The 19,982-nt window shown below is 67.6% G+C and carries 20 protein-coding genes and 1 pseudogene; 15 read left to right on the plus strand and 6 right to left on the minus strand.

Features of this window, described 5'->3' with window-relative positions; genetic code table 11:
- Nucleotides 1–34: 34 nt before the first annotated feature.
- The 4 genes from petA to MSPGM_RS12670 all read left to right on the plus strand — a co-directional run bounded on the left by petA (nt 35) and on the right by MSPGM_RS12670 (nt 3,912).
- The gene (petA, locus tag MSPGM_RS12655) at nt 35–583 is read left to right on the plus strand and encodes a ubiquinol-cytochrome c reductase iron-sulfur subunit (RefSeq protein ID WP_012253951.1); all 549 of its coding nucleotides are present in this window, start codon (nt 35–37) and stop codon (nt 581–583) included.
- A 34-nt stretch (nt 584–617) separates the two neighbouring features.
- The gene (locus tag MSPGM_RS12660) at nt 618–1,910 is read left to right on the plus strand and encodes a cytochrome b (RefSeq protein WP_003597348.1); all 1,293 of its coding nucleotides are present in this window, start codon (nt 618–620) and stop codon (nt 1,908–1,910) included.
- 21 nt (nt 1,911–1,931) lie between these two features.
- Nucleotides 1,932–2,825, plus strand: a complete 894-nt coding sequence (locus MSPGM_RS12665; protein WP_003597351.1) for a cytochrome c1 — start codon at nt 1,932–1,934, stop codon at nt 2,823–2,825.
- Between the two features lie 211 nt (nt 2,826–3,036).
- On the plus strand, nt 3,037–3,912 hold the full coding sequence (locus MSPGM_RS12670; RefSeq protein ID WP_003597352.1) for an S-methyl-5'-thioadenosine phosphorylase: 876 nt from the start codon (nt 3,037–3,039) through the stop codon (nt 3,910–3,912).
- 104 nt (nt 3,913–4,016) lie between these two features.
- On the opposite strand, the gene MSPGM_RS12675 is transcribed toward MSPGM_RS12670, so the two are convergent.
- Both MSPGM_RS12675 and MSPGM_RS12680 read right to left on the minus strand, forming a co-directional pair.
- The gene (locus tag MSPGM_RS12675) at nt 4,017–4,280 is read right to left on the minus strand and encodes a YARHG domain-containing protein (protein ID WP_003597353.1); all 264 of its coding nucleotides are present in this window, start codon (nt 4,278–4,280) and stop codon (nt 4,017–4,019) included.
- Between the two features lie 34 nt (nt 4,281–4,314).
- Nucleotides 4,315–5,220: a metallophosphoesterase gene (locus tag MSPGM_RS12680; RefSeq protein WP_003597354.1), complete on the minus strand. Its 906-nt coding sequence runs from the start codon at nt 5,218–5,220 to the stop codon at nt 4,315–4,317.
- 210 nt (nt 5,221–5,430) lie between these two features.
- On the opposite strand from MSPGM_RS12680, the gene hisB reads away from it, so the two are divergent.
- The 7 genes from hisB (at nt 5,431) to coaA (ending at nt 10,290) form a co-directional block, all read left to right on the plus strand.
- Nucleotides 5,431–6,018 carry an imidazoleglycerol-phosphate dehydratase HisB gene (gene hisB, locus MSPGM_RS12685; RefSeq protein WP_003597355.1) on the plus strand — a complete coding sequence of 196 codons (588 nt, stop codon included), beginning with the start codon at nt 5,431–5,433 and terminating at the stop codon, nt 6,016–6,018.
- A gap of 22 nt (nt 6,019–6,040) precedes the next feature.
- Nucleotides 6,041–6,544, plus strand: coding sequence for a DUF2628 domain-containing protein (locus tag MSPGM_RS12690; protein WP_003597356.1), 504 nt, complete (start codon nt 6,041–6,043; stop codon nt 6,542–6,544).
- Nucleotides 6,541–7,203, plus strand: a complete 663-nt coding sequence (gene hisH, locus MSPGM_RS12695) for an imidazole glycerol phosphate synthase subunit HisH (protein ID WP_003597357.1) — start codon at nt 6,541–6,543, stop codon at nt 7,201–7,203. Before MSPGM_RS12690 ends, hisH begins: the two co-directional genes overlap by 4 nt.
- A 41-nt stretch (nt 7,204–7,244) precedes the next feature.
- Nucleotides 7,245–8,012 carry a 1-(5-phosphoribosyl)-5-[(5-phosphoribosylamino)methylideneamino]imidazole-4-carboxamide isomerase gene (hisA, locus tag MSPGM_RS12700; protein ID WP_003597359.1) on the plus strand — a complete coding sequence of 256 codons (768 nt, stop codon included), beginning with the start codon at nt 7,245–7,247 and terminating at the stop codon, nt 8,010–8,012.
- Nucleotides 8,013–8,059: 47 nt separating this feature from the next.
- Nucleotides 8,060–8,836, plus strand: coding sequence for an imidazole glycerol phosphate synthase subunit HisF (gene hisF, locus MSPGM_RS12705; RefSeq protein WP_003597362.1), 777 nt, complete (start codon nt 8,060–8,062; stop codon nt 8,834–8,836).
- Between the two features lie 120 nt (nt 8,837–8,956).
- The gene (locus tag MSPGM_RS12710) at nt 8,957–9,280 is read left to right on the plus strand and encodes a phosphoribosyl-ATP diphosphatase (RefSeq protein WP_012752879.1); all 324 of its coding nucleotides are present in this window, start codon (nt 8,957–8,959) and stop codon (nt 9,278–9,280) included.
- Nucleotides 9,277–10,290, plus strand: coding sequence for a type I pantothenate kinase (gene coaA / locus MSPGM_RS12715; RefSeq protein WP_003597366.1), 1,014 nt, complete (start codon nt 9,277–9,279; stop codon nt 10,288–10,290). Before MSPGM_RS12710 ends, coaA begins: the two co-directional genes overlap by 4 nt.
- 167 nt (nt 10,291–10,457) lie before the next feature.
- Here the strand turns inward: coaA and MSPGM_RS12720 are convergent, their stop codons facing one another.
- Entirely contained in the window at nt 10,458–12,143 is a 1,686-nt protein-coding gene (locus tag MSPGM_RS12720) for a methyl-accepting chemotaxis protein (protein WP_080577024.1), read from the minus strand.
- 566 nt (nt 12,144–12,709) lie between these two features.
- Here MSPGM_RS12720 and MSPGM_RS12725 point away from each other — a divergent pair.
- Nucleotides 12,710–13,854, plus strand: a pseudogene (locus tag MSPGM_RS12725) (transglycosylase SLT domain-containing protein).
- Between the two features lie 191 nt (nt 13,855–14,045).
- The gene (locus MSPGM_RS12730) at nt 14,046–14,567 is read left to right on the plus strand and encodes a response regulator (protein ID WP_003597371.1); all 522 of its coding nucleotides are present in this window, start codon (nt 14,046–14,048) and stop codon (nt 14,565–14,567) included.
- 49 nt (nt 14,568–14,616) lie between these two features.
- On the opposite strand, the gene MSPGM_RS12735 is transcribed toward MSPGM_RS12730, so the two are convergent.
- Nucleotides 14,617–14,748 (minus strand): hypothetical protein, encoded by a 132-nt coding sequence (locus tag MSPGM_RS12735; protein ID WP_261925661.1) that lies wholly within the window; start codon nt 14,746–14,748, stop codon nt 14,617–14,619.
- A gap of 584 nt (nt 14,749–15,332) precedes the next feature.
- On the opposite strand from MSPGM_RS12735, the gene MSPGM_RS12740 reads away from it, so the two are divergent.
- Nucleotides 15,333–16,004, plus strand: coding sequence for a L,D-transpeptidase (locus MSPGM_RS12740; RefSeq protein ID WP_043706714.1), 672 nt, complete (start codon nt 15,333–15,335; stop codon nt 16,002–16,004).
- Nucleotides 16,005–16,124: 120 nt separating this feature from the next.
- On the opposite strand, the gene MSPGM_RS12745 is transcribed toward MSPGM_RS12740, so the two are convergent.
- Together MSPGM_RS12745 and MSPGM_RS12750 are read right to left on the minus strand one after the other, a co-directional pair.
- Nucleotides 16,125–16,451, minus strand: coding sequence for a hypothetical protein (locus tag MSPGM_RS12745; protein ID WP_003597378.1), 327 nt, complete (start codon nt 16,449–16,451; stop codon nt 16,125–16,127).
- Between the two features lie 207 nt (nt 16,452–16,658).
- Nucleotides 16,659–17,135, minus strand: coding sequence for a phasin (locus MSPGM_RS12750; RefSeq protein ID WP_003597379.1), 477 nt, complete (start codon nt 17,133–17,135; stop codon nt 16,659–16,661).
- Between the two features lie 241 nt (nt 17,136–17,376).
- Here MSPGM_RS12750 and MSPGM_RS12755 point away from each other — a divergent pair, with 241 nt between their 5' ends.
- Entirely contained in the window at nt 17,377–19,908 is a 2,532-nt protein-coding gene (locus MSPGM_RS12755; RefSeq protein WP_012752883.1) for a PAS domain-containing sensor histidine kinase, read from the plus strand.
- The last annotated feature ends 74 nt before the right edge of the window (nt 19,909–19,982 follow it).

The raw sequence follows: 19,982 nt of genomic DNA on the forward strand, positions 1-19,982 counted from the left end.
AAGGCTCGGCGCGGCGGCTGACGGGAGGACCACCTTGGCGGACGAAGGGCCTCAGGGCACCAAGCGAGATTTCCTGTTCCTCGCGACAGGCGCGGGATTGGCCGTCGGGGCCGGCGCGGTGGCGTGGCCCTTCGTGGCCTCCATGGCGCCCGATGCGGCCACCGTCGCGGCCGGCGCGCCGCTCGACGTGGACCTCAGCCCGATCCAGGACGGCCAGATCGTCAACGTGTTCTGGCGCGGCAAGCTGATCTTCGTGCGCAAGCTCACGGAGAAGGAAGTCACGGACATGAAGGCCGTGCCGCTCTCCGAGATGATCGACCCGGCTGCCTTCGACACGCGGGTGAAGAAGGGCCACGATCAGTGGCTTGTGAGCTACGGCAACTGCACCCATCTCGGCTGCGTGCCGATCGGCCATTCCGGCAATTACGAGGGCTGGTCCTGCCCCTGCCACGGCTCGCAGTTCGACGCTGTCGGCCGCGTGCGCCGCGGCCCGGCGCCGACCAATCTGCCGATTCCGCCCTACGCCTTCGAGTCCGATACCAAGATCAAGATCGGCGAAGAAGGCGGCAAGGCGGTCGCCTGACAACAGGACACGAGAAGCCGGAGCGGGCAAACCGATGAGCAGCGCACACGCGACCTCGACCTACGTACCCAAGAGCCGCCTCGCGAAGTGGTTCGAGTCACGGCTGCCGCTGGTCGGGCTGGTGCACTCGTCCTTCGTCGCCTTCCCGGTTCCGCGTAACCTCAACTACTTCTGGACCTTCGGCGCGATCCTGATCGCCTTCCTCGGCATCCAGATCATCACCGGCGTCTGGCTGGCGATGCATTACGATCCGAGCGCGGGCAACGCGTTTGAGAGCGTCGAGCACATCATGCGCGACGTGAATTACGGCTGGCTCTTGCGCTACGCGCACGCCAACGGCGCGTCGATGTTCTTCGTGGCGGTCTACGCCCACATCTTCCGCAACCTCTATTACGGGTCCTACAAGGCCCCGCGCGAGGTGCTCTACCTGCTCGGCGTCATCATCTACCTCCTGATGATGGCCACTGCCTTCCTTGGCTACACCCTGCCGTGGGGCCAGATGAGCTTCTGGGGCGCCACCGTCATCACCAACATCCTGGCGGCGATCCCGGTCGTCGGCGATACGATCCAGAGCCTGCTCTGGGGCGGCTACTCGGTCGGCAACCCGACCATCAACCGGTTCTTCTCGCTGCACTTCCTGCTGCCGTGGATGATCGCCGGCGTCGTCGTCCTGCACGTCTGGGCGCTGCACGTGACGGGTCAGAACAACCCGGCCGGCATCCCGATCAAGTCGAGCAAGGACGCCGTGCCCTTCACCCCCTACGCGACCATCAAGGACGTGTTCGCGGTGGTGGTGTTCATGATCCTGTTCGCATGGTTCATCTTCTACCAGCCGAACTATCTCGGCCACGCCGACAATTACGTCCCGGCCAACCCGTCGGTGACGCCCGCGCACATCGTGCCGGAATGGTACTTCCTGCCCTTCTACGCGATCCTGCGCGCGGTGCCGGACAAGCTCGGCGGCGTGATCCTGATGTTCGGCGCGGTGCTGATCCTGGCCTTCGCGCCCTGGCTCGACACCTCGCGGGTCCGCTCCTGCAACTACCGTCCGGTCTACCGGGTGTTCTTCTGGGTCTTCCTGGTCAACGCCATCATCCTCGGCTGGCTCGGCGCCAAGCCCCCGGAAGGCGGCTACGTCCTCGCCTCGCGGATCTGCACCATCTACTACTTCGCCCACTTCCTCATCGTCATGCCGCTGGTTGGCCTGTTCGAGACGCCTGACCGTCTGCCGGGCTCGATCCTCGAGACCGTGACCGGTCCGGGCAAGCAGGTGAGCGGGTCCGGCATGCCCGCGGGTGCTGCGGCCGAACCGGCCAAGCGCGCCTAAGGCCCGAGGGAGAGAACAACGATGCGCATCGCACGCCTCTTCGCCGCGACCCTACTCGCGGCCTCCCTCGGCGCCGGCTCGGCCCTGGCCGAGGACGGACACGGCACCAACCCGCCGCGGGAGAAGTGGAGCTTCGCCGGCATGTTCGGCCGGTTCGACCAGGCGCAGCTCCAGCGCGGCTTCCAGGTCTACAAGGAAGTCTGCGCGAGCTGCCACTCCATGCGGCTGGTCGCCTTCCGCAACCTCGCGGAGCCGGGCGGACCCGGCTTCACTGAGGGGCAGGTCAAGGCGCTCGCCGAGACCTACAGCGTCAAGGAACTCGACGATTCCGGTGCCGAGAAGGAGCGCCCGGCCCGTCCGGCCGATCGCTTCCCGTCACCGTTCCCGAACGACAAGGCTGCCGCCGCGGCCAATGGCGGCAAGGCGCCGCCGGACTTCTCGGTGCTGGCCAAGGCCCGCACCTATGAGCGCGGCTTCCCGCTCTTCGTGTTCGATGCGCTGCCCTTCACCGGTTATTCCGAGCAGGGCGTCGATTACATCCACGCGCTCCTGACCGGCTACGAGGAGGCCCCGAAGGGCTTCACGATGCCGGATAGCGGCTACTACAATAAGTACTATCCCGGCCACGTGATCGCGATGCCGCCGCCGCTCAGCGACGGCCAGCTCACCTATCCGAAGAACGACAAGGGCGAACCCGTCGTCCCGGAGACGGCGGACCAGTACTCGCGCGACGTGTCGGCCTTCATGGCCTGGGCGGCCGAGCCGCACATGATGGCCCGCAAGTCCCTGGGCCTTCGGGTGATCCTGTTCCTCTTCGTCCTGGCGGGTCTGCTGTTCTACGTGAAGAAGCAGGTCTGGAAGAAGGTCGGCGGCGAGGTGCACGGCCTCCAGCCCGAGCTGCACAAGACCTACTGAGCGAAAGCTTCCACGACCGAACCAACGAACGGGCCCCTCGCGGGCCCGTTTGCGTGTGGGGGAACGCCTACGGTAAAGGTTCCGCAGCCCCGGGCGAACCGATTCGGGCGCAATTAAAACGTCATCGCCGGGACTTACGACGCTTTGCGCAGAGCGGATGCGCCGCGTGCCTCTCGGCCTTGGCCACAGTCTACACACAAGGGATTATTGCATGACGGCAGCGGTTCTCGGCGTGATCGGCGGCTCGGGCGTCTACGACCTGCCCGGCCTGGAGGATGTCCGCGAAGAGGCGATCTCGTCGCCCTGGGGCGAGCCCTCCGACGCGCTGCGGATCGGCCGCATCGGTGGGACCAAGGTGGTGTTCCTCGCCCGCCACGGGCGCGGCCACCGTTTCTCCCCCACCGGCATCAACTACCGCGCCAACATCGACGTGCTCAAGCGGGCGGGCGTGACCGACATCGTCTCGCTCTCGGCCTGCGGCTCGTTCCGCAACGAGCTGCATCCCGGCCTGTTCGTGCTGGTCGATCAGTTCGTGGACCGCACCGTTGGGCGCGCGACCTCGTTCTTCGGCAATGGCTGCGTCGCCCATGTGCCGTTCGCCCACCCGGTCGGGCCGCTGCTGCAGCGTCGCATCGCCGCCGCGGCGGAAGCCGAGGGCATCACCGTCCATAAGGGTGGCACCTACGTTTGCATGGAGGGGCCGCAATTCTCCTCCATGGCCGAGTCGAAGCACTACAAGGCCGCGAATTTCGACGTCATCGGCATGACCAACATGCCGGAGGCCAAGCTCGCCCGCGAGGCCGAGATCACCTACGCCACCATCGCCATGGTGACGGATTACGATTGCTGGCACCCGAGCCATGACAGCGTGGACGTGGCCTCGGTGATCGCCGTCGCCCGTGCCAACGCCGACAAGGCGGCCCAGCTCGTGTCCCGCGTCGCCCGCGACTTCCCCGAAGAGCGCGAGGAGTGCCCGGCGGGCTCGCACCGGGCGCTGGACGGCGCGATCATGACGGCACCCGCGCACCGTGACCCGGAGCTGCTGGCCAAGCTCGATGCGGTGGCCGGGCGTGTGCTGAACGGCTGACGGCTGCTTCGGCGGACTGCCCCATCAATCGATGATGCGTCCGCCGCTCCCAGTCTGCGGGGAGAGGCAGGCGCTCGCCGCGACGGAGAGCGCCTGCAAAGAAATCAGCGCGCGCAGCCGTTCTCGCGTTCCTGGCGCTGGATGTCGGCGATGTCAGCGCGCTGGCGGGCGGAGAGCGGCACGTCGGCCAGTTCGTCGTACTTGCAGCCGGAATTTCCGAAGGCGCGGATCGCGCGCTCGGTGCGGAAGCAGTAGCCGGCATCCTTGTAGATCGCGTTGCGCTCACCCCACAGCTCGTCGCAGGGGAAGGCCGCCAGGGCGGGCGAGGCCGCGAGCGACACGAGAACGGCGGCGGCGAGGAAACGCATGGAGGATGCTCCGAGCCGTCGGAGCCGGGCGTCCTCAGGCGGTCTTGAGGGTCAGTGAGCGGCTCGGCTCGCGGCCGAACCCGCGGATCTCTAGGCGGTCGCCCGCGATCCCCACCACGGCGAAGGCCGAGCTGTCCGGCGTGTCTACCATGCCGTGAAAGGTGACGTAGTGAATTCCGTCGCGCTCGGCGTAGTTGCCCGCATGATTGTGACCGTTGAAATAGGCGATCACGTGCGGCTGCCCCGCGAGAAGACTGGTGAGCCGGCCGGCATCCCAGAGATTGTGCGGGTTCTCGGGTGCGACGGGATAGTGATTGAGCACCACGACCCGCTCGCCGGCCGTCCGCGCCGCCGCCAACCTTCGCTCCAGCCACGCGAACTGCGACTCGCTGAGCGACCCGTTCCAGGGTTTGGCGTTGACGAGCCCCGCCGTCTTGGCCTGCTCCAGGCGCTCCGCCGCCAGCGTCCGGCGCGGATCACCCGGCAGCGGGGCAAACAGCGAAACGTCGTTGCCGTCGAGCACGACGAAACGGATGCCGGCCACCACGAAGTCGTAGTACGGCCCCTCCATCCCGAGCAGGCCCGGCACCCGCCCGCGATGTTCGGGCGCCACCTCGAAATCGTGGTTGCCGAGCAGGAACCGGGTCTCGTGGCGCAGCGTCTGGTAGATCGGCAGGATGCGGTCGTAGCTCGCGACGTCGCGGTCGATGATGTCGCCCAGGGTCACGACGAAGCGCAGATCCTCGCCGTTCAGGGCATCGACGGCTGCGCGCATCTTATCGAGGCTGTTGGCGTAGTAGCGGCCGAGCGTCAGGTTGGGCGGCGCCTTGGCATATTGCGGATCGGCGATCACGCCGAAGCGCAGCGGCCCGTCGGCGGCTCCGGCTCGGGCAGCAAGGAGCGCGGCGCTGGCGGTGAGGACGGAACGGCGGGACAGCATGCGGCTTCTCGGCATCGGTGACCCCGGCAGGCTGGCGCGCCGGCATGACCGGCGGATGACGTCGAGGGTCGTCCCGTGCCAGTTCAGGCAGGATCGCCGCCAAGACCACCCTTCAAGACCCTTCCCCCGCCGGGCAAAACCACACTACAAGGCAGGCCAGGCCGGCCGTTAAGGCCTGCTGCCCGTTCCAGGATCAGACACCCGTATCCGATGCGTACAGCCAGCATCAGCCGCCGCACGGCAGAGACCGACGTGTCCGTCTCGATCGATCTCGACGGCACCGGCAAGGCCACGATCGCGACCGGCGTCGGTTTCCTCGACCATATGCTGGAGCTGTTCGCCCGGCACGGCCTGTTCGACGTGACGATCAAGGTCGAGGGTGACCTGCACGTCGATCAGCACCACACCACCGAGGATGCCGGCATCGCGCTGGGCCAGGCGGTGGCTCAGGCGCTCGGCGACAAGCGCGGCATCGCCCGCTACGCCGACATCCACCTGCCGATGGACGAGACGCTGAGCCGCATCGCGATCGACATCTCCGGTCGTCCGTTCCTCGTGTTCCGCACGAGCTTCCGGGTCGAGAAGATCGGCCAGTTCGACACCGAACTGGTGCGGGAGTTCTTCCAGGCCTTCGCTATGAATGCCGGCATCACGCTGCACGTCGAGACTCTCTACGGCGAGAACGCGCACCATATTGCCGAGAGCGTCTTCAAGGGGCTGGCCCGGAGCTTGCGGAATGCCGTCGCCATCGACCCGCGTGAGGATGGCCGCGTTCCCTCCACCAAGGGATCGCTCTGAGACCATTTGAGGAGGAGCGAGGATGCGGACCTACACGCTGCACGTTCCCGAGGGCTCGGTTCGGGGTGACCCGCGGGCGCTGGAACAGGCGCATCTCGTGCGCGATGGCTTCTCCTGGAGCGCCTTCGCCTTCACGGTGCTGTGGTTCCTGCGCCACCGGCTCTGGCTCGCCGCGCTCATCGTGCTGGTGGGGCTCGTCGCCCTTGCACTGGCGGGGCGGGCGCTCGGCCTCTCGCCCTTCGCCGCGCTGATCGTCACATTGCTGGTGAGCCTGCTGATCGGCATGGAGGCGTCGAGCCTGCGCCGCTGGACCTATGGCCGCCGGGGCAAGCCCGCTCAGGACGCGGTGATGGCCGGCTCGCAGGAGGAGGCTGAACTGAAGGCCGCCGCCCGCTGGCTCGATGCCGCGTCGGTTCCCGGCGCCGCGGCAACGGGTTTCGCCACAACGGCCGTGAGCCGCCCGACGCATCGCCGCGGCGATGATGCGGTGATCGGCCTTTTCCCCGCGAGCGAGGGTGGACGGTGAGCGAGCAGACCGTCGCGATCATCGATTACGGATCGGGCAATCTCCACTCGGCGGCCAAGGCCTTCGAGCGCGCGGCCCGCGAGGCCGGGCTCGACGGCACCCGCATCGTCGTCACCGACGTGCCGGAAGCCGTGGCCGGCGCCGACCGCGTGGTGCTGCCCGGCGTCGGCGCCTATGCCGATTGCCGCCGCGGCCTCGATGCGGTGCCCGGCATGGTCGATGCCATGACCGAGGCCGTCAGGGCGCAGGGCAAGCCGTTCCTCGGCATCTGCGTCGGCATGCAGCTCATGGCGAGCCGCGGCCTCGAATACGAGGAGACCGCGGGCCTGAACTGGATTCCCGGCGACGTCGCTCCGATCGAGCCGGCTGACCCAGCATTGAAGATCCCGCATATGGGCTGGAACACCCTGCATGTCGACCGCGAGCACGCCCTGCTGCGCGACATCGCGATCGGGGAGGGTGGGCTCCACGCCTATTTCGTCCACAGCTTCGCGCTGAAGGCCTCTGAGCCGGCGGACGTGGTCGCCCATGCCGAGTATGGCGGCCGGGTCACGGCGATGATCGCGCGCGACAACATGGCCGGCACCCAGTTCCACCCCGAGAAGAGCCAGCACCTCGGTCTCGCGCTCCTCGGCAACTTCCTGCGCTGGCGCCCCTGAGGGCCGCCTTTGTCCGACACATCGTATTCGCGAGCTGACGCGTGATCCTGTATCCGGCCATCGACCTCAAGGAAGGGCGCTGCGTCCGCCTCGTTCAAGGCGACATGGCCCAGGCCAAGGTCTTCAACGACGATCCCGCCGCGCAAGGGGCGGCCTTCGAGTCTCAGGGGTTCTCCTGGCTCCATGTGGTCGATCTCGACGGTGCCTTCGCCGGCGAGCCCCGCAACGCCGCGGCGGTCGATGCGATCCTGGCGCGGGTGCGCCTGCCGGTGCAGCTCGGCGGCGGCGTGCGCGAGATGCGCACCCTCGAAGGCTGGCTCGAAAAGGGCGTGAGCCGCGTCATCATCGGCACGTCGGCCGTGCGCGATCCCGCCTTCGTGCGTGAGGCGGCCCGCCTCCATCCCGGGCGCATCGCCGTCGGCATCGACGCCAAGGACGGGCGCGTGGCGGTGGAGGGCTGGGCCCAGACCTCCAGCATGACCGCGGAAGAGCTCGGGCGCCGCTTCGAGGATGCGGGGGTGGCCGCTATCATCTACACCGACATCGCCCGCGACGGCATCCTCAAGGGCCTCAACATCGAGATGACGCTGGCGCTGGCCTCGGCCGTCAGCATCCCGGTGATCGCCTCGGGCGGCCTCGCCTCGATCGCCGACGTCGAGCGGCTGCTGGAGCCGGACTGCGCCGTGCTGGCCGGGGCCATCACCGGCCGCGCCCTCTACGACGGCCGCATCGACCCGAAGGAAGCGCTCGCCGCCATCGCCCGTGCCAAGGGCCGTGACAAGAGCCGTGACGCGGGGAGCGCCGCGTGATCGCGACCCTCCGACCGCCGGCCCCGACAGCCTGAAGGCATTCACGCGTGCTGAAGACCCGCATCATCCCCTGCCTCGACGTGAAGGACGGGCGCGTCGTGAAGGGCGTGCAGTTCCTCGAATTGCGCGATGCCGGTGATCCGGTCGAATCGGCCAAGGCCTACGATGCGGCCGGCGCCGACGAACTCTGCTTCCTCGACATCACCGCGAGCCACGAGGCGCGCGGCACCCTGCTCGACGTGGTGAGCCGCACGGCGGAAGCCTGCTTCATGCCGCTCACCGTCGGCGGCGGGGTGCGGAATGTTGCCGATGTGCGCACGCTCCTGCTCGCGGGCGCCGACAAGGTCGGCATCAACACCGCCGCCGTGAAGAACCCCGACTTCGTCGCCGAGGCGGCGGAGAAGTTTGGCGACCAGTGCATCGTCGTGGCGATCGACGCCAAGCGGGTCTCCGGTCCGGACGAGGCCGCGCGCTGGGAGATCTTCACCCATGGCGGCCGCAACCCGACCGGGATCGACGCGGTCGAATTCGCCCGCACGGTCTCCGAGCGGGGCGCGGGCGAACTCCTCGTCACCTCCATGGACAAGGACGGCACCCGCTCCGGCTACGACATCGCGCTCACCCGCGCCATCGCCGATGCGGTGCGGGTGCCGGTGATCGCCTCCGGCGGCGTTGGCGGGCTCGACGACCTTGTGGCGGGCGTCCGTGACGGCGGCGCGAGCGCGGTGCTGGCTGCCTCGATCTTCCATTTCGGCCACCACACGGTCGGCGAGGCGAAGGCCCACATGGCCGCCGCCGGACTTGCGATGCGGCTCGATCCGTAACGGGTATCCGGTGGGCGGATGCCCGCGCCCCTTGACCGGGGGCCCGAGCCTGCGCAGGGTTTAAAGTGCCGGTATCCGATCAGGCGGTACCGCATGATACGGTTTCCGCTTGCGCGCCTTATGACGAAGTTCAGCCTCGACGACCTCGCCGCCCTCGTGGACAGCCGCGCCGGCACGCCCCCCGAGACTTCCTACACCGCAAAGCTGCTCTCCGAGGGGCCGGCCAAGGCGGCCAAGAAGCTCGGCGAGGAGGCGGTCGAGGCCGTCATCGCCGCGGTGCAGGGCGACCCCAAAGCGCTCGTCTCGGAGGCGGCGGACGTGCTCTATCATCTCGTCGTGACGCTCAAGGCGGCGGGCGTGCCGCTCGACGACGTGATGGCGGAGCTTGGCCGGCGCACCGCCCAGAGCGGGCTCGCCGAGAAGGCGGCGCGGAGGCACACATGATCGGCGCCCCGATCCCGTCGGCGGGGATCGAACCGGAGGAGCGCCAGAATCCGGTGACCGGCCACGGGCCGAGCCGCCTTTCGCCCTATCGGATCTTTTCGCGAGACGAATGGGCGCAGCTACGAGCCGATGCCCCGTTGACGCTGAGCGCCGAGGATATCGGCCGCCTGCAATCGCTCAACGACCCGATCTCGATCGAGGAGGTCGTGGCGATCTACCTGCCGCTCTCCCGCCTGCTCTCGCTCTACGTTGCGGCAACCCAGGGGCTGTTCAAGGCGACGCAGCGCTTCCTGCTCGCCGACCACGACACCAAGGTGCCCTACATTATCGGCCTGGCCGGCTCGGTGGCGGTCGGCAAATCGACCACGGCGCGGGTGCTGAAGGCGCTGCTCGCCCGCTGGCCCAACACGCCGAAGGTCGATCTCATCACGACCGACGGCTTCCTTCACCCCAACGCCGAATTGCAGCGTATGGGCGCGATGGAGCGGAAGGGTTTTCCCGAGAGCTACGACAGCGCGGCGCTTCTGCGCTTCCTCGCCGACATCAAGGCCGGGCACAGGCGCGTCGCCGCCCCGGTCTATTCCCACCTCGTCTACGATGTGGTGCCGGGCGAGGAGCAGGTGATCGAATCACCCGACATCCTCATCGTCGAGGGCCTGAACGTCCTCCAGCCGGCGCGCCTGCCGCGGGACGGCACCGCGATCCCCTTCGTCTCCGACTTCTTCGACTTCTCGATCTATCTCGACGGGCACGAGGACGACCTGCACCGCTGGTACGTCAACCGCTTCCTGCGCCTGCGCCAGACCGCCTTCCGCGATCCGCTCTCCTATTTCCGCAAATACGCCGAGGTCACCGAGACCGAGGCGCTGGAGATCGCCGACCGACTCTGGACGACGATCAACCTGCCGAACCTGCGCGACAACATCCTGCCCACGCGCCAGCGGGCCGGTCTGATCCTGGCCAAGGGGCCGAGCCATCGCATCGAGAGCGTGGCGCTCCGACGGCTGTGAGATCGGAGGGATCGAAGGTGAGGCCCGATCCACTCGGTCGTCTGCTGACCGCATCGTGGACGGCACCATTCGCGTCGTCGATCGATCGCTAAAGGCCCAGAATGCGAACGGCCCCCGCTCATCGAGCGAGGGCCGCAGCGTAGCTCACAAGTCGAGCCGGGTTCCGGTCAGGCGGCGCGCACGGTGGCGAGGAAGTTCCCGACCTCGGCGTTGAGGTGTTCGGACTGGCGCGACAGCTCGGAGGCCGAGGCCAGCACCTGCGCGGCGGCTGCACCCGTCTCCTCGGCCGCACCCGCCACGCCCGCGATGTTCGTCGTCACTTCGCTCGTCCCGGCGGATGCCTGGGCAACGTTGCGGACGATCTCCTGGGTTGCCGCGCCCTGCTCCTCCACCGCCGTCGCGATCGAGGCCGCGACGCCCGCGATTTCGCGGATGCGCGTGCCGATTCCGCCGATCGCGCCGACCGCCTGATCCGTCGATCCCTGGATCTGGCCGATCTGCCGCCCGATCTCCTCGGTGGCGCGCGCGGTCTGGTTGGCGAGTTCCTTGACCTCGGCGGCCACGACCGCGAAGCCTCGCCCCGCCTCGCCGGCACGGGCCGCCTCGATCGTGGCGTTGAGCGCCAAGAGGTTCGTCTGCCCCGCGATCTGCGAGATCAGGGCCACCACGTCGCCGATGCGGCTGGCCGATTGCGCCAGCTCCTGCACGAGGCCCGCCGTGGCATTGGCCTCCGCCACCGCCATTTGGGCGAGGTCGGCCGAGCCGGAAACCTGCCGGCTGATCTCGGCCACCGACGAGCCGAGTTCTTCGGCCGCCGCCGCCACGGTGTTGACGTTGGCCGCAGCCTGCTCGGCGGCCGCCGCCACGCTGGTGGATTGGGTGGCGGTCTGTCCGGCGGTGGAACTCATGCTTTGGGCGGTGGCCTGCAACTCGCTGGCGGCCGAGGAGACCATGCCAACGATGCCGCCGACCGCGGCCTCGAAGCCATCGGCCATCTGCCGCATGCCGGCCTTGCGCTGCTCTTCAGCTGAAGCACGCGCGAGCGCCGTCTCCTCCTCGAGCTGGCGGGTCCGAACGAGATTGTCGCGGAACACCTGCACGGCGCCGGCCATCGCACCGATCTCGTCCTGGCGGCTGGCATAGGGAATCTCCGAGGCTGCGTCCCCGCCGGCCAAGCGCCGCATCGCCGCGGTCATCCGCTCGATCGGACGCGAGACGCCCAGGAAGCAGAAGGTCATCGCGCTCAGGGCGATCAGGACGGCAAGGCCGAGGATGAGCAGCGTGCTCCGCATCGCCGAAGCCTGTTCCGACCGGACGGCGGCATCGGCCTTCTTGCCATTCGCAATATTGATATCGACGAGCTTGCGTGCTGCGGCCGAGACGGAGAGGTAGTTGGCGTACATCGAGCCGCGGAAGAACGCGATGGCCTCGTCGTAGCGCTCATTCGGGAAAGCCCGCAGGCGTTCGCCATCGGCTCTCAGCAGATCAAGCTTCGACTTCAACTCATCATACGTCTGCTGCTCGTCCGCGCTGGCGACGAGCGATTGGTATGCCGCAACCCTTTGGTCGCGTTCTGTTGCGAACTCGACAATTCTGGCTCTGCTCTGCTCTCTCGACGCCTCATTCTCGGGCGTCATGTAGCGAGCCTGCCAAAGACGCGTGCGCAGAATGAGCGCGTTGATTGCATGTGCTTCGTTGATGGAGGGAATAGTATTCTCGAGAATATCATTCGTGACAGTAGAGATGCTGTTGATCTTCCAATAGGCGGCAGCGCCCTGCAGGATCGACACGACGAGCATCGCTGCAAAGAGGCATCCCAGGGATGCTCGAACGCTGAGTGAAATTTTTGGCATGGGTAACCCCGGGTGTGGCGGGCATTCTATTGCCTCAAGAATCAGTACACGGAGTTAAAGGGTTTTCGCAGTTTATGTCGTATCGACGCCGCTCGAAGTGTAAAAAATCAAGACGATGAAGAATTTCATAATTTGTAGAGGTTTGTTGAAATCGGATTTATAATGCTCGTTGTTGGCGCCGTATCCAACCTGATTGGATTAGGCTGGCGTAGACAGGCGCTTGATTGGCGGAGCCTTCTTTCGACGAACCGGTCACCACTTCGTCGGACAGCGTTTTCGATGTCTCTGTCAGAGTAGAAGTAAAAGTAGAAGGATGTGCACCCCGGCCGCTGTCGCCGGCCGCTGTCGCCGATCCGCGATGGACGCTGCGGCCTCCAAGGTCGAGCCCTCGCGCGTTCCTTGGGGACAAGTCCGGGGATAACCGCCCAAATGGCTCAGCTTGCCCGCAAATTGCCCCGCAATGCCTTGGGGATGCCACAACCTCGGCCGTGTTTGCGCCACATCCGGCGGCGTAACTGTTGCCCATACGCCGCTGGCGCCATCACGAAGAGTGAGCGACGACAACGATGCAGGGCCGTTCGATTGGATCGCCGCGGACCACCAAGATTTCCTCTCACGCTCCTCGCAAGAGCGGGCGTCCCACCCCGTCCTCCGACGCCATCACCCTGAATTCCCGGACGGGACGTGATCACGGCAGCCGCACGGCTTTGGTCCGCTCCATCCTGTCCATGACCCTGCTCGCCGGGGGCTGAGCGCGGTTCTGCTTAATGCCGGCACCGATTTTGGCCGGGCCGAGGCGTCGACCAAGGTGTCCGATCTCGCCATGCCGAAGCCGCGCCTTCAGGCGCTCGCGCCCGAGATGCCGGTGTCGAGCGTGCTGGCCGCCTCCGCGAGCTTCCACCCCGTGGGCGATCTCGACACCGAACTCGGCACCAACACGGTCGACCGCGTCTCCTACGACTTCCTGCTCTCGCAGACCTCGACCGGCGATCCGAACGACATCCTCGAATTCGGGCCGATGAAGATCCGCCGCCACCTCGTGCAGACGATCGTGAAGGCGGCTCAGGCGGTGCAGACCGATCCGGTGCTGCTCATGGCGGTGGCCGACAAGGAGTCGAGCTTCATCACCGCCGTCCAGGCCAAGACCTCCTCGGCCACCGGCCTGTTCCAGTTCATCGAGCGCACTTGGCTCGGTGTGATCCGCGATTTCGGACCCCGATACGGCTACGAGAAGGAGGCCGGCCTGATCGTTCCGGACGGCAACGACCGGCCGTCGATCCAGGATCAGGCCGAGCGCTCCCGCATCCTCGACCTGCGCCGCGACCCCTACCTCTCGGCCGTCATGGCCGGCGAGATGCTGAAGCGCGACGCCGGACGCATCGCCTTGAAGATCGGCCGCGAGCTGACTCTCGGCGAGGTCTACCTCGCGCACTTCCTCGGGCCGGAGGACGCCGAGAACTTCCTGTCCCAGGTGGTCGACAAGCCGACCGCCGCCGCCGCGACCCTGCTGCCCGGCCCGGCCCGGGCCAACCGGTCGATCTTCTTTGCCGGCACCACCGGCCGAGGCCGCCATCGCAAGCCCGCGAGCCTCTCGGTCGCCCAGGTGCACCAGAAGTTCGAGGCGATGATGAACGCCCGCGGCGACCGCTATCGCGACGTTCGCACCGTGGCCGGCCTTGTCGCGCTCGCCGACGCCGAGACCGTTCAGTAGAGCTGCGGCCGCCCGCCGCGCGGCGGGCCCGCGACGGTGAAAATCCTCCTTCGACGCAACTGAGCGGCGCCCGACCGCTTTGTTGTGGTGTGGTGCGGCCCGGACGCGCAGGGGAGGATCGTTTCGCCTTGAACGACACGTTTCGAGACCGATCGCATCGGGGGCTCGCCGATGATCCGCTTCTGCCGAGCATGAAACTCGATCAGATCGGGCAGGCGCTCGCCTCCTGCTACGACAACCTCGTCGCCGAGGGCATTCCCGACCATCTCGCCGCCCTGGTTCGGCGGGTCGATCACGCTGAACGCGCCGCGCCGGCGAAGGTCGAGCGTCCGGACGCCCGCATCGCCCTCGTGGTCGAGGACGAGCGCGACACCCGCGAACTGGCCGAGAGCGTGCTGGAAGAAACCGAGTTGCGCGTGATCGGCTGCGACAGCGCCGAGCGTGCCTTGAGCGTCCTGCAAGAGAGAGGCGGCGACGTCGCTCTGGTCTTCGCCGATATCCGTCTGGCGGGGGCGATGGATGGACTTCAGCTTGCCCGCGCCATCGCCACTCTCTGGCCGCGCACCCGGCTGGTCGTGACCTCCGGCGTCGAACCGGAGAACGGGACGTCCTTGCCGGAAGGGGCGGTGTTCATCCCGAAGCCTTGGCGCGCCTTCGATGTGCTGGTCGAGGCCGAGCGGGCCGCCCGCGATCCGTCGCCCCCGGTCAGCTGACCGCGCGGGAAGCATCGTCTTGAGCTATCGGCGCCGTGCTGGGTGATCGTCAGGCCGCGACCGCGTCGCGCCGACGACGCTGAAAGAACAGGGTCGCCCCGATCAGGCGGACGACGCCCGCGCCCATGCCGGCATAGACGAGTTCCCAGTCGGTCCGCTCCTGATGCGCGGTGTCGTCCAAGATAATCCTGCCAGCAGGCGAAAGCTGAGGTCGGTCCGCCGATCGAGCTGAGAACCGTAAGTCACTTCCGCTTTTCGAGAAGCAAGCCGACCATCCCTCCGATCTCTTTCGGGTTTCGAGGCGATCAGATGAGGCGGGGCGGGTCAAGAAATAAAATGAACCATGGTTTGATTGGGCTCTGACGCGGATTTGCCGCGCGACGTCAGAGCATTGGGCCGGCCTTATTGATGGACACTCTCGCGGAACGCCGCGGCCTTTCCGGCAAGCGCCGCGAGGGAGGCTTCATCGAATTGGTAACCCGAGCAATACTTCCCGCGGCGCGCCTGATGCACAGCGTCCGCCACGAGCTGCCGCGACTCGGCGGCCGGCCGTCCTTGGCCGTGCCGTGGCTCTCGGATGACGGCCCGAGGCGGGGCGCGCGTCACGCTGGGCCGTGGCCGATTCGGGAGTAACCACATCGCCATGGCCAAGCTGATGTGAACCGCCGGACGGCCGAGTCGTGGAAAATCCGTAAACAGCAGGGAACCGACCAAGCACAGTCACGCTTGTAATGGCAAAGATTACTGCACAGGTAGGCCCCTGCGATGAAGACCTTGGCATCTGTTCTCGCCGGCGTTGTCGGCGTCTGTGTTCTCACGATGGGCGCTGCAAACGCTGCGCCCTACGATCCGTTCGGCTCGGACGACGATGGTTACCAGGAGCAGTCGTCGCGAGGCGGCTGGCCGGTCTACGACCCCTACGCCACGCAGCGCGGCTCCAGCGCGCGAGGCTATAGCCAGGGTTACGGAGAGGACGAGGCCGCTCAAGCACAGGTGGCGCGTATTCCCCGCGAAGTCGTGGAGTACAACAGCCGCTACACTCCGGGCACGATCGTCGTCTCCACGGCCGAGCGTCGTCTCTACTACGTGATGCCGGGTGGCCAGGCCGTTCGCTACGGCGTGGGCGTCGGGCGTCCGGGCTTCACCTGGAGCGGCGTGAACAAGATCACCGCCAAGCGCGAATGGCCGGGCTGGACGCCTCCGGCGGCGATGATCGCCCGTCGTCCCGACCTGCCGCGCTACATGGCCGGCGGCATCGAGAACCCGCTCGGCGCCCGCGCGATGTATATCGGCAAGTCGGAATACCGGATCCACGGCTCGAACGAGCCGGACACGATCGGGCAGGCCGTCTCTTCGGGCTGCATCCGCATGACCAACGAGGATGTCACCGACCTCTATTCCCGCGTGAAGGTTGGGGCCACCGTCATCGTCAACTGACGCGCCGGATCATCGAAACCTTCGAGAAGAGCCGCGCCGGCCGTCCCGGCGCGGCTTTTCTCGTATCGGCTCGGTGTCCGGGCATCGCGGCCCGCCGACCGTCGTCGTGCGAGAAGGCGTTTACGGTGCGACGCGTCCGACGGCCGTACGCGGACCGTTCAGGAACGACACCGGCATATCGCAGAAGCAGCGAGCGCCCAGCGGGCGCGGGCCGGGCAGAGGGCAGGAGAACGGCTGCAGGCCGCTGATGCCCGATTGCACGGCGTCGCAATTGAGTCCCATGGCTCGGCGCGGTGGGGGACCACCCCAGTCGCGATCGCGATAGGCGCGCGCGCGGGGCGGAGGCGCATCGTAGCCGTCGTCGTAATATTGTGCCTGGGCGGGCGCGAGGCTTCCGGTCGCGACGGCGATCAGGGCCGCGAGACCGAGAGTACGAACGGGACGCATCGTGTCCAAAACCTCCGCTGGGCCGCCTCTTACGGAGCCGGCGAGGCGGGGAGCTTTGCTGTGCCCCGGCGGCGGAAAAGAGGCGGAGCGGGAGACCGCTTTTCTGGATGAAACCAGAGGGGTAAGGCCCGAAACGAGGACGGCCCACTCCGTTGGGAGCGGGCCGTCGGCCTTACGTGCCATCCGAACCGTAGTGCGGAGGGTGCGTCAGGAAGAAGACTTCTGCGCGTCGTTGGCACTCTCGCGGGCCGTCTCGACGCCCTGCTCGTAGGCTTGGCGGGCGTCGGCGGCACCCTGCTGCATGACGCTCTTGGCGTTCTCGGCGCTCTGCTGAAACGCGCTCTGTGCGAGGCCACCGAACTCCTTGGCCTGCGCCTGAATCGCCGCGAACTGCGCGCGCACGAACTCCGCCTGGTGCTGCATGGCCTCCTGGACATCGCGCGAGCGCACGAGCTTCTGCGCCAGGTCGAACGCGGCGTTGACGTTCTGCTCAGCGTACTCGAAGCCGCGCGAGGAGATGCTGGTGGCGTTGCTGCGGGCGAGGTCGGTCGAGCCCTGGACGGTGTCGGCGGTGCGGCGGGCCGCGCCGATGAAAGAATCGAACGCCTTACGGGCCTGCTCGACGCTCTTCTCGGCGAAGTCGCGCATCTCGGTCGGGACTTCGTAATTCGGAGTGTTTGTCACGTCTCTCTCCTGATGTTGGCATCGGGCGCTCGTTGTGCGGCGCACAATGTGCACTGCACAATAGCGCAGGGGTAACCTTTTTTCCAGCCCCGGGGGACCAATTGAGGTTACCAGTTGATAAACGTGTGGCGGCAGGCTTCAGTGTCCACGTCTGGCCGCAGTTAAGTTACACAGGGCTCAGGTGTTCATGCCCCGAACGACCGGCGACAGGGCGATGAAGGGGTTCATGACCAGGGTTCGGATGTCGGACCGCGCAGTGCAGGCTTCCTATCCGGGCGACGATGCGGCCATTCGTGACGCGTTGGCGCGCTGGAGAGACGACGCATCGATCGCGCATCTCGTTCGCGAGGGCAGCGCTCTGCTCGTTCTCGACGAGGCAGCCGAGCGCATCCTCTACGCCGCCGGTGCGGCGCTCCCGCTGCGGGCGGGCGTCGCCGGTTCGGACGGCACCGTCCTTGCGGCTCTTCGCCTGTCCGAGCAGATCCGCCGCGCTGGTGCCCTGGGCACACGGCCCCGCATGATCCGTTTGCGCTTCGATCCCCGCGGTGTCGCGCCGCCCGTGGTCGCCCTTGCCGCGCGGGTCGCAATCGACGAGGGGCATCCGGTCCTGCTCCTCGCCCCGATCGGATCCTTGCCGGCCTTGCGGCCGTTCGACAGCGGGCCTGCCAAGGCCGATCCGCCCCCGGCGGATTCGGGCCCGGATGTCGCGAAGCCCGAGGCCTCGTTTCCATCCCCGGTGCCATCCCCGGTGCCGGAAGTGGAAACGGCGGAACTGCCGCTCCGTGTGATCTGGCGCAGCGATGCCGATGGTGTGCTGACCCATGTCTCGCGCACCCATCCCGACCTCGCCGAAGCCCTGTCCGGCCGCTCCTGGGCGATGCTCGCCGCCGACGGTGTGATCGAGGGCGCGGCGCTGACGGAAGCGCTCGCGGGCCGGCGCACCTTTCGGACCCTGCCGCTTCTGGTGCGCGGTCGTGCCTACGAGCACGCGCTCGAAATCTCGGGCGCTCCTGCGGGCCGTTCGACGGACGACTTCTCCGGGTTCGGCGGCTTCGCCATCCTCGGCGAGCGTCGCGCCCGTGTGATGGAGAGTGCGGTCGAGGATGAGGAAGACGGACTGGAGAACCTGCAGGAGGAGGCCCCGGTCGATGAGACGGAGGCGGAATCCGGCCTGTCGGTGAACGAGCATGCCGCCTTCCGCGAAGTCGCGCGCGTTCTCGGATTGCGGTTCGCTCCCGACGAAGACGGGGACGACGCGGCGCCGCCGCCCGCGCGCCCCGAATCCGCGCCAAGCGGCTCGGTGATGCCCTTTCCGATCCCGCAGGGCCGCCTTTCGGAGGCTGAGACGCGTGCGCGTCTCGCACTCACCGAGCTGCTCGAGAGCTTGCCTCTCGGCGTGCTCGTCTACCGCGGCAGCGAGATGCTGTTCGCCAGCCGCACCTTCCTCGATCTCACCGGCTACGCCGATCTGCCGGCCCTGCGTCAGGCGGGCCTCGCGCATCTCTTCCGCGGGCTGCCGCCCAGGGATCGGGAGATCATCGGGCCGGTGCCCTTCGCGCGGCCCGAAGGCGGCACGGTGGCGCTTCTCGTCGATCGGGCCGGCCTCGTCTGGGAGGGGGCGCAGGCCGAAATCTGCCTTGCGCGGGCCATGCCCGCTGCCGGCGATATCCAACTTCCGGCCAATGCCGCGCGGCTGCGGGCGGAGAAGGTGCTGGATAGTCTGGAGGACGGCGTCGTCACCCTCGATGCCGAGGGCCGCGTTGTCGGCCTGAACCCGAGCGCTGCCGAACTCGTCCATGCCCATCCCAAGGAGGTTGTGGGCGGGCGCTTTGCCGACCTGTTCGCGTCCGAGAGCCTGTCGGCGCTGGAAACCGCCGTCACCGATTCCCGCCGCTCGGGGACGAGCAAGGTCCACGGCGTGACCGTGCGCACTGGGGCGGCGGCGTTGCGCCTGCGCATCGCCCGGCTGCTCGGGGAGGATGCACCGGGCTATTGCGCCAGCCTGCGCGAGATCCGCGATGAGGACGTGGCGCCTCCGGCTCCGGTCGCGGAACCTGTGCGGCGGAGCGAGCCCGAGGCGGAGGGTGTCTGGAAGGCCAACGCGCTCGCGCGGGTCAGCCGCGAGATCCGCCCGTCGCTCAACGCGATCCTCGGCCTCACCGACATGATGCTCTCCGACCGCTTCGACCGGGCGGATGCGGAGCGTCTGGAGGCCTACTTACGCGAAGTGCGTCTCTCCGGCGGCCGGATTGCCGCCCTGATCGACGACTTGCTCGATCTTGCCGAGATTCAGGCCGGCCGCGGCAAGCTCACCTTCGCCGACCTTGCGCTGAACGAGCTGGTCGCTTCGTGCATTGCCGCGCAGCAGCCCCAGGCGGCGCGCGACCGCATCGTCCTGCGCACCAGCCTTGCCCCCAATCTGCCGGCGATGAAGGCGGACGAGCGTTCGATCCGGCAGGCGGCGCTGACCGTGCTCGGAAACGCGATCCGCGTGACCGAGGCCGGCGGACAGGTGATCGTCTCGACCACGCTCGCCGAGCAGGGAGAGGTCGCCCTGCGTGTGCGCGACACCGGCACCGGCATGACCGAAGACGAGCTAATGAGCGCACTCGAGCCGTTCGGGGCCGATCTCGGCGCTGTTCCGGAGGGGGACGAGAAGGGGTTCGGCCTGACGCTGACCAAGGCGCTCGTGGAGGCCAATCGCGGACGGTTCCGCATCAGCAGCCGCAAGGACGAAGGCACCCTCGTCGAGATGCTGTTTCCGGCCGCCTGACACACGGCGCGCCGGTGGGAACCGCGGCGGCGCCTGCCCAATTCCCATGATACGACAAGCGTTTCCCGGACTTG

This window comes from Methylorubrum sp. GM97, from assembly GCF_024347855.1.
Lineage (GTDB): Bacteria > Pseudomonadota > Alphaproteobacteria > Rhizobiales > Beijerinckiaceae > Methylobacterium > Methylobacterium extorquens.